13 protein-coding genes are annotated in these 13985 nt (G+C 67.8%); 3 read left to right on the top strand and 10 right to left on the bottom strand.

What is annotated here, in order from left to right; genetic code table 11:
- Together ABWV23_RS17430 and gap are read right to left on the bottom strand one after the other, a co-directional pair.
- Nucleotides 1-144, bottom strand: a complete 144-nt coding sequence (locus ABWV23_RS17430; RefSeq protein ID WP_353350003.1) for a hypothetical protein — start codon at nt 142-144, stop codon at nt 1-3.
- 81 nt (nt 145-225) lie between these two features.
- A complete protein-coding gene (gap, locus tag ABWV23_RS17425; protein ID WP_353350001.1) occupies nt 226-1227 on the bottom strand; it encodes a type I glyceraldehyde-3-phosphate dehydrogenase in 1002 nt (333 codons plus the stop codon).
- Between the two features lie 211 nt (nt 1228-1438).
- Between gap and ABWV23_RS17420 the strand changes: the two genes are divergently transcribed.
- Entirely contained in the window at nt 1439-2407 is a 969-nt protein-coding gene (locus ABWV23_RS17420) for a DUF808 domain-containing protein (protein WP_353349999.1), read from the top strand.
- A gap of 60 nt (nt 2408-2467) precedes the next feature.
- Here ABWV23_RS17420 and gltA read toward each other — a convergent pair whose 3' ends face one another.
- Both gltA and gltX read right to left on the bottom strand, forming a co-directional pair.
- Nucleotides 2468-3763, bottom strand: coding sequence for a citrate synthase (gene gltA / locus ABWV23_RS17415; RefSeq protein WP_353349997.1), 1296 nt, complete (start codon nt 3761-3763; stop codon nt 2468-2470).
- A 108-nt stretch (nt 3764-3871) separates the two neighbouring features.
- Nucleotides 3872-5287: a glutamate--tRNA ligase gene (gltX, locus tag ABWV23_RS17410; protein ID WP_353349995.1), complete on the bottom strand. Its 1416-nt coding sequence runs from the start codon at nt 5285-5287 to the stop codon at nt 3872-3874.
- Between the two features lie 81 nt (nt 5288-5368).
- Here gltX and ABWV23_RS17405 point away from each other — a divergent pair, with 81 nt between their 5' ends.
- Nucleotides 5369-7402, top strand: coding sequence for a ComEC/Rec2 family competence protein (locus ABWV23_RS17405; protein ID WP_353349993.1), 2034 nt, complete (start codon nt 5369-5371; stop codon nt 7400-7402).
- Here the strand turns inward: ABWV23_RS17405 and lexA are convergent.
- From lexA to ABWV23_RS17375, 6 genes are all read right to left on the bottom strand, one after another.
- The gene (gene lexA, locus ABWV23_RS17400; RefSeq protein ID WP_353349991.1) at nt 7396-8094 is read right to left on the bottom strand and encodes a transcriptional repressor LexA; all 699 of its coding nucleotides are present in this window, start codon (nt 8092-8094) and stop codon (nt 7396-7398) included. The two genes, ABWV23_RS17405 and lexA, sit on opposite strands and share 7 nt — an antisense overlap.
- A 78-nt stretch (nt 8095-8172) precedes the next feature.
- Entirely contained in the window at nt 8173-9348 is a 1176-nt protein-coding gene (locus ABWV23_RS17395; RefSeq protein WP_353349989.1) for a molybdopterin molybdotransferase MoeA, read from the bottom strand.
- Nucleotides 9345-9821, bottom strand: a complete 477-nt coding sequence (gene moaC / locus ABWV23_RS17390; protein WP_353349987.1) for a cyclic pyranopterin monophosphate synthase MoaC — start codon at nt 9819-9821, stop codon at nt 9345-9347. The genes ABWV23_RS17395 and moaC overlap by 4 nt, the downstream gene beginning before the upstream one ends.
- 1 nt (nt 9822) lies before the next feature.
- Nucleotides 9823-10638 carry an indole-3-glycerol phosphate synthase TrpC gene (trpC, locus tag ABWV23_RS17385; protein WP_353349985.1) on the bottom strand — a complete coding sequence of 272 codons (816 nt, stop codon included), beginning with the start codon at nt 10636-10638 and terminating at the stop codon, nt 9823-9825.
- On the bottom strand, nt 10635-11654 hold the full coding sequence (gene trpD, locus ABWV23_RS17380; RefSeq protein ID WP_353349983.1) for an anthranilate phosphoribosyltransferase: 1020 nt from the start codon (nt 11652-11654) through the stop codon (nt 10635-10637). Before trpD ends, trpC begins: the two co-directional genes overlap by 4 nt.
- Nucleotides 11651-12232, bottom strand: coding sequence for an anthranilate synthase component II (locus tag ABWV23_RS17375; protein ID WP_353349981.1), 582 nt, complete (start codon nt 12230-12232; stop codon nt 11651-11653). The genes trpD and ABWV23_RS17375 overlap by 4 nt, the downstream gene beginning before the upstream one ends.
- Before the next feature lie 172 nt (nt 12233-12404).
- Between ABWV23_RS17375 and ABWV23_RS17370 the strand changes: the two genes are divergently transcribed.
- The gene (locus ABWV23_RS17370) at nt 12405-13979 is read left to right on the top strand and encodes a divergent polysaccharide deacetylase family protein (RefSeq protein WP_353349979.1); all 1575 of its coding nucleotides are present in this window, start codon (nt 12405-12407) and stop codon (nt 13977-13979) included.
- The last annotated feature ends 6 nt before the right edge of the window (nt 13980-13985 follow it).

The raw sequence follows: 13985 nt of genomic DNA, 5'->3' as shown, positions 1-13985 counted from the left end.
CTAGTGCCAGAAGGCCATCCATTCGGTCAGCTCGAACAGTTTCTTGCCCAGAAAGATCATGTGCCCGCTCCCGTACAGGGCGAGGTCGATCACGAGGGCGGACAGGATCATCAGACCCAGGGTCAGGGCAAGTCTGTCGGTCATAAGCGATCCGGTAAATGCAGAAACACCCGGTCAGGTATGCCCGACCGGGTGCTTTGAGACAAGGGGCTGCGCCGGGTGTGTTTACCCGCGCTTGCCCATCGCGACGGCCACGTCGGCCATGCGCACCGAGAAGCCCCATTCGTTGTCGTACCAGCTGAGCACGCGGACCATGCGGCCGCCGACGACGCGGGTCTGGTCGGGCGCAAAGATCGAGCTTTCCGAGCTGTGGTTGAAATCGGTGGAGACCAGCGGCGCGGGCTCATAGCCCAGCACGCCCTTCATCGGCCCCTCCGCGGCGGCTTGCGCCAGCGCGTTGATCTCGTCGGCGGTCACGTCGCGGCCGGCGCGGAAGGTCAGGTCGACGGCAGAGACGTTCGGGGTGGGAACCCGCAGCGCGGAGCCGTCGAGCCGGCCCTTGAGATTCGGAAGCACTTCGCCCAAGGCCTTGGCGGCGCCGGTCGAAGTGGGGATGATCGACATAGCGGCGGCGCGGGCGCGATACAGGTCCTTGTGGCGGCGGTCCAGCGTCGGCTGGTCGCCGGTATAGGCGTGGATCGTGGTCATGATGCCGCTTTCGATGCCCACGCCCTCGTCCAGCATCTTGGCCAGCGGCGCCAGGCAGTTGGTGGTGCAGGACCCGTTCGAGACCATGCGGTCGTCAGCGGTCAGCGTGTCGTCGTTGACGCCAAAGACGATGGTCTTGTCGACGTTCTTGCCCGGCGCCGACAACAGGACCTTTTTCGCCCCCCGTTCCAGGTGGGTCTTGGCCTTTTCGCCGTCGTTGAACTTGCCGGTGCATTCCAGCACCACGTCGCAGCCGTCCCAGTCAAGCTCGCCCATGTCGTAGGTCGAGAACATCTGCATGTCGCCGCGACCCAGGTTCATGGTGCCGTCGCCGATGGTGACCTCGCCGGGGAAACGGCCATGCACGCTGTCGTACTTGATCAGGTGTGCGGCGGTCTCCAGCGGGCCGGTGGCGTTCACCTTGATCACCTCGATATCGTCGCGCCCGGAGGCAGCGATATGCGCCAGCGTACAACGGCCAATACGGCCGAACCCGTTGATCCCGACTTTGATGGTCATGACAAGCTCCACTAAAATTCCCGCCGGTGCTATAGCCCCCCGGGGGGAGGGCAAAAAGGGGAAAACGACGCCCCGCCAAGTGTTTGCGCAAACGGAAACCCCGATGCCGCGTCCAAGGGCGCCCGGCGGCATCCTCCGGTCGGATCGGGGTTTGCCCTTGCCCGCCCTGACCCTTGGGCTAGGGTGGAGCAAACCGGAAACAGGGGGCGATATGAGCGGGCTTCTGGCATTGCTGGACGATGTGGCGGGGCTGGCCAAGGTGGCGGCGGCCTCGGTCGATGACGTGGCGGTCTATGCCGGCAAGGCCGGCGCCAAGGCGGCGGGCGCGGTGATTGACGATGCGGCGGTGACGCCGAAATACGTGCACGGGTTCGAGGCCAGCCGCGAACTGCCGGTCATCTGGCGCATCACCAAGGGATCGCTGCGCAACAAGCTGCTGTACTTGCTGCCGGCTGCACTGGTCCTGTCAAGTTTCGCGCCCTGGCTGATCGCGCCGCTGCTGATGCTGGGCGGATCCTATCTGTGTTTCGAAGGGGCCGAGAAGATCGCCCATGCGATCCGGCCCCATGCCGCCCACCCGGAGAGCGTCGACGAGATCCCCGACGATCCCGCCCACCTCGAGGAACAGAAGGCCTCGGGCGCGATCAAGACCGATTTCATCCTCTCGGCCGAGATCATGACGATCGCCCTGTCCGAGATCCCGAAAAGCGGGCTGGCGATCGAGGCGGCGTCGCTGGCGGTGGTGGCGGTCGGGATCACCGTCGTGGTCTATGGCGCGGTGGCGCTGATCGTGAAGGCCGACGATGTCGGGCTGCACATGGCCGGGGTCGGGCGGCTGGCCCTGACCCGTGCCCTTGGGCGCGGGTTGGTGCGTGCCATGCCCGGGTTCATGAAACTTCTGACCACCGTGGGCACGGCGGCGATGCTCTGGGTCGGCGGTTCGATCATCGTGCACGGTCTGGGCGAGATGGGCTGGCATGTCCCCGAGGAGGCGATCCACCATGTCGCCGTCCTGGCTGGCCAGGCCCTGCCGCAGGCGGTCGCGACTGTGGAATGGACCGTGACCGCGGCGCTGGACGGCGTTCTGGGGCTGGCGCTGGGTTTGGTCCTGTTGCCGCTGGGAACGCGGGTGATCACCCCGCTGTTGCGGGCGGTCAGCGGCGGCAAAGCCGGTCACTGACACGAAAAAACGCCCCGCGAAACCTCGCGGGGCATTTCGTGTTCGGAATCAGGGCCGCAGTCAGCGGTTCTCGATATCCACGTAGTCGCGGGCCGTATTGCCAAGGTAAAGCTGGCGCGGACGGCCGATCTTGTGCGCCGGATCGGCGAGCTGTTCTTTCCACTGGCTGACCCAGCCGACGGTGCGCGACAGCGCGAAGATCGGGGTGAACATCGAGGTCGGGAAGCCCATCGCCTCGAGGATGATGCCCGAGTAGAAATCGACGTTGGGGAACAGCTTCTTCTCGGCGAAGTACGGATCCTCCAGTGCCTGCTTTTCCAGCTCCTTGGCGACCTGCAGGATCGGGTTGTCCTCGATGCCGAGCAGGTCCAGAACCTCGTCGGCGGACTGTTTCATCACCGTCGCGCGCGGGTCGAAGTTCTTGTAGACCCGGTGACCGAAGCCCATCAGGCGGAACGGATCGTTCTTGTCCTTGGCGCGGGCGATGAATTCGGGAATGCGCTCGACGCTGCCGATTTCCTTGAGCATCTCCAGGCAGGCCTGGTTGGCGCCACCGTGGGCCGGGCCCCAGAGGCAGGCGATGCCGGCGGCGATGCAGGCAAACGGGTTTGCACCCGAGGAGGAGGCCAAGCGCACGGTCGAGGTCGAGGCGTTCTGCTCGTGATCCGCGTGCAGGGTAAAGATCCGGTCCATGGCGCGGGCGAGGATCGGGTTCACCTCATATTCCTCGGCGGGCACGGCAAAGCACATGCGCAGGAAGTTCGAGGCGTAATCCAGATCGTTGCGCGGATACACGAAGGGCTGTCCGGTGTGATACTTGAATGCCCAGGCCGCGATGGTCGGCATCTTGGCGATCAGCCGGATCGAGGCGACCTCGCGCTGCCACGGGTCGTTGATGTCGGTCGAGTCGTGGTAGAAGGCCGACATCGCACCGACCACGCCGACCATGATCGCCATCGGGTGGGCGTCACGGCGGAACCCGCGGAAGAAATACTGCATCTGTTCGTGCAGCATGGTGTGACGGGTGACCCGGGTTTCGAAATCCTCAAGCTCGGTGGCGGTCGGCAATTCGCCGTAAAGCAGCAGGTAGCAGACCTCGAGATAGTGGGATTTGCCGGCCAACTGGTCGATCGGGTAACCGCGGTGCAGCAGCTCACCCTTGTCGCCATCGATGAAGGTGATGGTGCTGTCGCAGCTGGCGGTGGAAGTGTAGCCCGGATCATAGGTAAAGACACCTGCCTCGGCGTACAGTTTGCGCACGTCCAGCACATCGGGACCCGCCGTTGGCGACAGAATGGGCAGTTCCACGGATTTCCCATCCAGTTGCAGCGTGGCGGTCTTGTGTTTTTCAGTCATTATTAGTCCCTTCCTCTTTTTGGCACGGGACGCGAAAACGCCTGTCTCCGCGCGGGCGGACCATGCGGCTGACGCCGGCCCGTATTCTGTCGCCGCGGTCTTGTCCGGTCAGTCAGACCCGACGCGCCCGGCAGCATCCTCGAGGCGGGCCAGGGTTTCCTCCCGGCCCAGCACAAGCATCATGTCGAACACCGAAGGGGTCACGGCACGCCCGGCCAGCGCGGCCCTGAGCGGACCCGCCATCTTGCCAAACTTGATGCCCCTTGCTTCGGCGAAAGCGCCCAGAGTCGCCTCCAGCTCGTCTCGCGTCCAGCTAGCATTTTGCAAATGCGGCGTCAATTCAGACAGTATACCGTCGGATACCGATGCCAGCGCCTTGGCCGCCTTCTGGTCCGGCTCGACGGGGCGGGATGCCAAGACAAAATGCGCCTTTTCAAGGAGTTCCGGAAAGGTTCGCGCGCGATCCTTGAGGCAGTACATGGCCCGTTCCAGCGCGTCCGCTTGTGGTGTTGTCAACGCTTCGTGATCGGCAGCGGCCAGATAGGCCTCGATTTCGCGCCGCAATGCAGCGTCATCGCTAACGGCGATATGCTGCCCGCAGAGATTCTCCAGTTTCTTCAGGTCGAACCGGGCGGGGCTCTTGCCGATTCCGTCAAGGTCGAACCACGCCTTGGCCTGTTCATCGGTAAAGAATTCGTCGTCGCCGTGGCTCCAGCCCAGCCGCGCCAGGTAATTGCGCATCCCCGCTGCCGGATAGCCCATGGCCTGGTATTCCTGTGCCCCCAGCGCGCCGTGACGCTTCGACAGTTTCTTGCCGTCCGGGCCGTGGATCAGTGGGATATGCGCCCAGACCGGCACCGGCCAGCCCATCGCCTCGTAGATCATCATCTGCCGTGCGGCGTTGTTGAGGTGGTCGTCGCCACGGATCACGTGGGTCACGCCCATGTCGTGATCATCCACCACCACCGCCAGCATGTAGACCGGGCTACCGTCGCTGCGCAGCAGAACCATGTCGTCGAGCTGGTCGTTGCGAATCGTCACCTCGCCCTGGACCCGGTCGCGGATCACCGTGGTGCCCGCCTGTGGTGCCTTGATGCGGATGACATGGGGCGCGTCCGGATGGGTCGCGGGATCGGCATCGCGCCACGGGCTGCGGAACAGGGTGCTCTTGCCCTCGGCGCGGGCGGCCTCGCGAAAGGCGGCGATTTCTTCCTGCGTCGAGAAACATTTATAGGCCTTGCCCTCGGCCAGCAGGTGCTGTGCCACCTCGGCATGGCGGTCGGCGCGGGCGAACTGGCTGATCGGCTCGCCGTCCCAGTCCAGCCCAAGCCAGCTCAACCCCTGCAGGATCGCCGCCGTTGCCTCGGGGGTGGAGCGTTCGCGGTCGGTATCCTCGATCCGCAGCAGGAACTTGCCGCCGCGCCCGCGCGCGTAGAGCCAGTTGAACAGGGCGGTGCGAGCGCCCCCGATGTGCAGAAAGCCGGTGGGCGAGGGGGCGAAACGGGTGACGACCTGATCGGGCATGAGGGCGCTTTACCTTTTGGTAACCATGGGAGGGATAGCGTTTTGCGGCCTGTCTAGCGGGCCGCGCGACGGGGGGCAAGCATGGGCAATCTGGCACGGGTCGGCGCGGCGCTGGATCGTCAGCGCGGACACCTGTTTCCCTGGGCTCCGGTGTGTTTCGGCATCGGGATCGGGGTCTATTTCGCCTGGCCGGGCGAGCCGGCCTTGTGGACCTACCTTGCTGGTGCCCTGGCCGGAGCTGTGGGGGCTGTACTTGCGCTGTGGAGGCGGGGCGGGGTCGCGGCCTTGGGATGGGCTGTGGCGCTGATCGCCGGCGGGATGGCGGCGGCGGCGGGGCGTGCGCATCTGGTCGCGGCGCCGGTCCTGCCCGCGCGCTATTTCGGGCCGGTCGAGGGCCGGGTCGTGGCGCTGGACCGCTCGGCCTCGGACGCGCTGCGCCTGACGCTCGACCGGGTCCGGTTGTCCGGCGTTGCGCCGGAGGCGGTTCCGGCACGGGTGCGCATTTCCCTGCACGGGATGGCGGACGGGGGCGCGGTCCGGCCCGGTGCGCGTGTCATGACCACCGCGCATCTGTCGCCACCGCGCGGCCCGGCGGAGCCCGGCGGTTTCGACTTCCGGCGCCATGCCTGGTTCCAGCGAATGGGCGCGGTGGGGTACACGCGGGTGCCGGTCCTGGTTGCGGAGCCATCGACCGGCGCGCTGCGCCTGTTTCGCCTGCGGATGGCGGCGTCGGCCCGGTTGCGCGCGGCACTGCCCGGGGATGTCGGCGGATTCGCGGCCGCCGTGACCACGGGCGACCGCAGCGGCGTCGGGCAGGCCACGCTGGAGGCCCTGCGCGCCAGCAATCTTGCGCATCTGCTGGCAATTTCCGGGTTGCACATGGGGCTGCTGGCCGGTTTCGTGTTTGGCGCCGTCCGGCTGGCCTTGGCGGCGGTGCCGGTTCTGGCGTTGCGCTGGCCGGTGCGAAAGCTCGCCGCCGTCGCCGCAATCATCGCGGCGGCGGGATACCTGGCGCTGTCGGGCGGCAACGTGGCGACTGAGCGGGCCTTCGTGATGACGGCGGTTGTGCTGGGCGCAGTGATCGCCGACCGGCGCGCGTTTTCACTGCGAGCGGTGGCCCTGGCGGCGATGGTGGTGTTGATGATGCGGCCCGAGTCGCTGCTCGGGCCGGGGTTCCAGATGTCCTTTGCCGCCACCACGGCACTGATCGCCGTGTTTGGGGCCCTGCGGGACCACAACATCCGGCTTGGTCCGCGCTGGCTGGCGCCGGGCTTTGGTGTCGCGGTCTCCTCGCTGGTGGCGGGATTGGCCACGGCACCGGTGGCCGCGGCGCATTTCAACACGATGGCGCATTTCGGCTTGCCGGCCAACCTTTTGGCGGTGCCGGTGATGGGGCTGGTGGTGATCCCGGCGGCGGTTCTGGCGGCGCTGCTGGCGCCCTTCGGGCTCGAGATGCCGGGGGTGCAGGCAATGGGGCTGGGGCTGCGCTGGATCCTCGGGGTCGCGGATTGGGCCGCCGGTCTGCCCGGTGCGCGCGGCCACGTGCCCAGCCCGGGGCCATGGGTGTTGCCGGTGTTCGCGCTGGGGATGCTGGTGGTGATCCTGTGGCAGGGGCGCGCGCGTCTGACGGGGCTGGTTCCGGCCGCGGCGGCCTTTCTGTTGTGGGCGGGGGCAGAGCGTCCGGCGGTTCTGGTGGCCGAGTCCGGCACGCTGGTGGGGGTGATGACGCCGCAGGGCCGCGCCCTGAGCAAGCCGCGCGGGGCGGGTTTCGTGGCCGGGATCTGGCTCGAGAACGACGGCGACAGCGTTCCCCAGGCCGAGGCGGCGGCGCGGTGGCCCGGGGGCGATGGTCTGCTGCGCCGGGTCGAGGTGGGGCCGCGCCAGATCGTCCATGTGCCCGGCAAGCGGGCGGTGCGGGCCGTCACCGGGTGCACGGGGGCGCAGGTCGTGATCGCCCCGGTGCCGCTTGCGCTGGAGGGGCCGTGCCTCGTGCTCGACCCGCCACGATTGCGGGCAACCGGTGCGGTGGCATTCGACGCTGACGGAACCCTTCACGCCGCCCGCGATCCGACCCGCCGCCGGCTCTGGTCCGGGCGGAGCGGTCCGATTCAGTAGGTTCGGATCAGCCCAACCAGGCGGCCCTGTACCTTGACCTTGTCGTCGGGAAAGACGCGCGTTTCATAGACCGGGTTGGCGGCCTCCAGCGCGATGGCGTTGCCCTTTCGAAAGAACCGCTTCAACGTCGCCTCGTGATCCTCGACCAGGGCCACCACGATATCGCCGTTCTCTGCGGTCTCGGTCTCGCGGATGATGACCACATCGCCGTCGTTGATCCCCGCCTCGATCATCGAATCGCCCTTGACCTCCAGCGCGTAGTGCTCGGCCTGGCTGGTCAGCATCGTGCCCGGAACCGCGACGGTGTTCGACACGATGCTGATCGCCTCGATCGGCACGCCGGCGGCGATCCGGCCCATCATCGGCAGTTCGACCGAATAATGTTCCACCCCGTCGGCATTGGCCGGGCGCGGGGCGCGCGGGCCATCGCCCTGGATCACGCGGGGAGAAAACCCTGCTCCCGGATCCCCCCCCAAGCTTTCGGGAAGCTTGACGATCTCGATCGCGCGGGCACGGTGCGCCAAGCGGCGGATAAAGCCGCGCTCCTCCAGCGCCGTGATCAGTCGGTGAATGCCCGACTTGCTGCGCAGATCCAGCGCCACCTTCATTTCGTCGAAACTGGGCGGCACCCCGTCACTCTGAACGCGTTTATGGATAAATTCCAGCAAATCCAGTTGTTTCCGGGTCAGCATCTGTCACACCTCGTGGGCCTGCGTTTCGTTTTGTTCTACGCATGTTCACGTTTTGTGTCAAGTGGTCCGGCCGGCCCCTCAGATCGAGAGATAGGCGACCATGGTGCCGGCCTCGTGCGCGGGATCGTTCGGCGGGCGCCGGATCAACGCGTTGGACGCCGAGAGCACCGAAAGGAGCGAGCTGTCCTGATCGCCTCCCAGGGTGATCCGCCCGTCGGCGCCGATCTGCGCGCGCATGTAATGCTCGCGCGGGCCGTTGGCGGCGATTCCCTGCGCCAGCGGCGCCTGCGACAGGGCGGGGGCCTCGGCCCCGAGTCCCAACATCGCCCGGATCATCGGCACCAGGAAGATGCGCCCACAGACCATGGCCGAAACCGGGTTGCCCGGCAGGCCGACCATGGCTGCGCCGTTCAGACGCCCGGCCATCAGCGGTTTGCCCGGTCGCATCAGCACCTTGTAGAACGACCGGTCCATTCCCAGATCGCCGGCAACGCGACCGACAAGATCGTGATCGCCGACCGAGGCGCCGCCGATGGTGACCACCAGGTCGGCGCCCTCGGCGAGGCCAAAGGCGGTGGTCAGCGACCCGATGGTGTCCCGCGCAATCGGCAGGATGCGGGCCTCGGCCCCCAGCTCCTCGAGCATCGCCTTGAGGCCAAAGGTGTTGGAGGCGATGATCTGGTCGGGTCCCGGCGCCTCGCCCGGCATCACCAACTCGTCCCCGGTGGAGATCAACGCCACCACCGGTTTGCGCGCCACCGGCACCCGGTCGATGTTCATCGCCGCCAGCAGTGCGATGTCGGCGGGTCGCAACAGACGTGGGGCCTGAACCGTCGCCCCGTCGTGGAAATCCACCCCGACAGGGCGCACATTGTCCTTGGTTCCGGGCGCGTTGACGATGGTCACCAGGTCGCCGCTTTGGCTCACGTTCTCCTGGATCACGACGAAATCGGCCCCTTCGGGCATCGGCGCGCCGGTAAAGATGCGCACCGCTTGCCCGGCGCCGACCTGGCCGGTGAACCGGCGCCCGGCAGCGGCCTCGCCGATCAGCTTGAACATCGCGTCTCGTTCGACCTCGGCGGATTTCACCGCGTAGCCGTCCATCGAGGAGGCGGCAAAGGGCGGCTGATCGCGCCTCGCGGCGACATCGCGGGCCAGAACCCGGCCCGCGGCCTGCACCAGCGGAACCTCTTCCACCGGCATCAGCGCCGCCAGTTCGAACAGCCGCGCGCGGGCCTCGTCAACGGTGATCATTGTGCCTCGTACCGCCCTGATTTTCCGCCATCCTTCAGCAACACGCGAATGCCGCCGATCTGCATGCCCTTGTCCACCGCCTTGACCATGTCGAACACGGTCAGCGCGGCGACGCCGACCGCGGTCAGCGCCTCCATCTCGACGCCGGTCTGGCCGGTGGTCTTGACCGTGGCGCGGATATGCAGCCCGGGCAGGCCGGGATCACCCTGCAACTCGACCGACACCTTGCTCAGCGGCAGCGGATGGCACAGGGGGATCAGATCGGGCGTTTTCTTGGCCCCCATGATCCCGGCCAGTTGAGCCACGCTCATCACGTCGCCCTTTTTCGCATGGCCTTTGGTAATCATGTCAAAGGTTTGCGGGCTCATGCTAATGTGGCCCTCGGCGGTGGCGATGCGGGCGGTCCCGGGCTTGTCCGAGACATCGACCATCACCGCATTGCCGGCGGCGTCGAAATGGGTGAGGTCGGGCATCTCACATCCCTCCTGGCGCGGTCAGCGGGTTGGCCAGCAACTGGCGGGTGGCCTCGGCCACGTCGTCCTGGCGCATCAGGCTTTCGCCGATCAGGAAACAGCGCGCGCCGTAATGGGCCATGTCGGCCAGGTCCTCGGGGGTGTTCAACCCGCTTTCGCAGACGATGGTGCGGTCGAGGGGCACCAGTTTGGACAGCCGCCGCGTGTTGTCCAGCGTGGTCTCGAAGGTTTTCAGATTGCGGTTGTTGATGCCGATCAACGGGCTTTTCAGCAGCGATGCACGCTCCAGTTCGGCCTCGTCATGGACCTCGATCAGCACGCTCATCCCCCAGTCAAAGGCGGTCTGTTCCAGCTCGGCGGCCTGGCCGTTCTCGACCGAGGCCATGATGATCAGGATACAATCGGCCCCCAGCGCGCGGGCCTCGACCACCTGGTAGGGATCGTACATGAAATCCTTGCGCAGAACGGGCAGGTCGCAGGCGGCGCGGGCGGCGGTCAGATACGCCTTCGCGCCCTGGAAACTGGGCGTATCGGTCAGCACCGACAGGCAGGTCGCGCCACCCGCCGCATAGGCCTGCGCCAGCGCCGGCGGGTCGAAATCCGGGCGGATGAGACCCTTGGACGGGCTGGCCTTCTTGATCTCGGCGATCAACCCGTATCCGCCGCGGCTGGCCATTTGCAGCGCCTCGGCAAAGGGCCGCACCGGACCGGCGGCGCGGGCCTCGGCCTCGACCTCGTCCAGTGGTTTGGCGGATTTGTCGGCGGCGACCTCGTCCAGCTTGTAGGCCTTGATGCGGTCCAGAACGGTTTCGGTCATTTCCCCTCCTGCGTGATCCGGGCCAGGGTGTCGACGCGGGTCTTGGCTTGGCCGCTGTCAATGCTCTCGGTGGCCATGGCGACCCCTTCGCGCAGGTCGGTGGCGGCCTCGGCGATTACCAGCGCGGCGGCAGCGTTGAGCAGCACCGCATCGCGATAGGCCGAGGGCGCCCCGTCGAGCAGGGCGCGCAGCGCGGCTCCGTTTTCGGCCGGCGTGCCGCCGAGGATCTCCTCGAAGGGATGCACCGGCAGGCCGGCGTCCTCGGGGTGCAACTCGGCCTCCTTGACGGTGCCGTCCTCCAGCGCCGCGACCCAGCTGATCCCGGTGATGGTCAACTCGTCGGTTCCGTCCGAGCCATGCACCAGCCAGGCGCGTTCGGATCCCAGCCGGCCCAGCGTTTCGGCCATCGGGCGGATCAGGTCGCGGGTGAAGGTGCCGGTCAACTGCCGTTTCACCCCCGCCGGGTTGGTCAGCGGCCCGAGGATGTTGAAGATCGTGCGCGTGCCCAGTTCCGTGCGCGCCGGTCCCACGTGGGCCATGGCCGGGTGATGCATCGGCGCCATCATGAAGCCGATCCCGGCCTCGCGCAGGCCGCGTTCGACGACCTCGGCGCCGACCATGGTCTGTATGCCCATCTGGCCCAGCGCATCGGCCGAGCCCGATTTCGACGACAGGTTGCGGTTGCCGTGCTTGGCCACCGTTACGCCGGCGCCCGCCACCACGAAGGCGGCGGCGGTCGAGATGTTCAGCGTGCCCTTGCCGTCGCCACCGGTGCCGACGATGTCCATCGCACCCTCGGGGGCGGTGACCGCATGACACTTGGCACGCATCACCGCGGCTGCGGCGGCGTATTCGTCGACGGTTTCGCCACGGGTGCGCAGCGCCATCAGCAGACCGCCGATCTGCGCCGGGGTCGCCTCTCCGTCGAACAGGATGGTAAAGGCGGCCTCGGCCTCCTCGGGGGTCAGCGGGCGTTCGGCGCTGGCGCCGATCAGCGGTTTCAGCGCGTCGCTCATGCGGGAACCTTCATCTCGTTCAGGAAATTCTTCAACAGGCTGTGCCCATGCTCCGAGGCGATCGACTCGGGGTGGAACTGCACCCCGTGGATCGGCAATTCGCGATGTTGCAGCCCCATGATGGTGCCATCCTCGAGCCAGGCAGTCACCGCGAGGCTGTCGGGCAGGCTGTCGCGATCCACAACCAACGAGTGATAGCGCGTTGCCTCGAACGGCGAGGGCAGCCCCTGGAACACGCCCTGTCCCGCGTGGTGGATCACGCCCATCTTGCCATGCACGATGTCCGCCGCGCGCACCACCTTGCCGCCAAAGGCCTGGCCGATGGTTTGGTGGCCCAGGCAGACGCCCAGCAGCGGGATCCGCCGGCTTGCCGCCGCCTCGGTCAGGGCCAGGCAGATGCCGGCCTTGTCCGGGTCGCAGGGACCGGGCGAGAGCAATATGCCCTCCGGCCCCATGTCAAGGGCCTCCTGCACGCTCAGCGCATCGTTGCGACGGGGGACCACCTTGGCCCCCAGTTCGCCCAGGTAGTGCACCAGGTTGTAGGTAAATGAGTCGTAATTGTCGATCAGCAGAAGCATGGCATCCGGGCAGATTGGGGGCTGGTGGCAAAAGGGCCGCCGGCACTATAGTGGTGGTGCCATACATGTTCAGGGATGGCCACCAGCGTCAAGGGCCAGAGGGCGGGACAGAATGTTGCCCCCCAAGGGACCGGGCCGGTGCAGTCGCGTCGAGAAGAGGGGCAAGGCAGGGATGCGCGGATTTATTGGGGGTCTGGTACTGGGCGCCGTTCTGATGGCGGCCGGGGCGGCGGGGCTGTCGTTGTTGGTGCCGTTGCAGCGACCTGATGTGGCAACTGAATCGCCCACCGTCGCCGCCGGGGGGAACACCGGCGGCGGCGAGGCCGGCGTCGCACCGGCCGGAACGGATGCCGACCTGGTCGAGGCCGCGCCCATCGCGCCGCGCGGCGCGGGCACCACGCCGGACGATCTGACGCCGATGGAGAACGCGGATACCCAGCCCGCGGACAAGCCGCGCGTCGGCGATGCGACCGCCGGGCTGAACGACCCGGAGCAGGCCCCGGGTGCGCCGGAACTGGCGGCGGGCGGGGAAATGCCGGTCACGCCGCAGGGCCCTTCCGGTGGTCCCGACGCCCCGATGCAGGAGGCCGGGGTCCCGTCGGTCTCGGACCCGGCGCAGCCCGCGCCCCCGACGGTGCCGCAGACCGGATCCGGTTTCGACACGACCCCGCCCGAGGGCGAGGGGGCGCCCGAGGTCGCCTCGCTTGCGGATCCCGAACGGTCGGCGGCACCATCACCGGCGGCCGGCACCAGCCCGGACGGGGAAACCGCGCCCGAGGTGGGGACCGATCCCGGTGCCGCGCCGCAGGCGCAACCCGCCCCGGAGGCGGTCGCGGGCGCCGACAATGCGCCGGCCATGCCCGAGGGCACGCCACCGGCCACGACCTCCATGGCCGACGATATGCCCGGCGCCGATCCCGATGCTGACGATGCGCCGGACTCCCGAATCGCCGCGCTGCCACAGGCTGGGGCCGAGCCCGGAGCCTCTGACCGCGGCCCGGCCATCGGCATCCCGGTCAAACCGCTGACCGAGCGCGACGAACCGCAGGGTGCGGCCCCGGATGGCCCGCCCCCGTTGGAACGCTACGCCGCGCCCTTCGACAACCCCGAGGACCGACCGCTGATGTCGATCGTGCTGATCGACGACGCCGGCTCGATCGGGGCCGAGGCGCTGGCGGATTTCCCCTATCCGCTGACTTTCGCGGTCGATCCGGCCCTGCCGGACGCGGCGGACCGGATGGCGCGCCACCGCGCCGCCGGGTTCGAGGTGGTGTTGCTGGCCGATTTGCCCGCTGCCGCCACGCCGCAGGATGCAGAGGTCGCGCTGGAGGTGTGGCGCGACACGCTGCCCGAGGCAGTGGCGATCCTCGAAGGGACGGGCACGGGAGTGCAGGGCAACAGGGCGCTGTCGGACCAGGTGACCGATATTGCGCAGGGGACGGGGCTGGGGCTGATCACCCAGGCCAACGGGTTGAACACCGTGCAGAAACTGGCGGTGCGCGCCGGCGTGCCCTCGGCGGTGGTGTTCCGCGACTTCGACGGCGCCGGGCAAACCCCGGTGGTGATGCGCCGGTTCCTCGACCAAGCGGCGTTCCGGGCCGGACAGGAGGGCGCGGTCATCATGCTGGGCCGGGTGCGGCCCGACACGATCAGTGCGCTGCTGCTCTGGGGGTTGCAGGACCGGGCAGAGCGGGTCGCGCTTGCCCCGGTCTCGGCGGTGCTGACGCGGACGCCCGAGGCGCAATAGCCCGGC

This window comes from Aquicoccus sp. SU-CL01552, from assembly GCF_040365005.1.
Taxonomy (GTDB): Bacteria; Pseudomonadota; Alphaproteobacteria; order Rhodobacterales; family Rhodobacteraceae; genus Antarcticimicrobium.
This window is presented reverse-complemented; position numbering and strand designations above follow the sequence as displayed.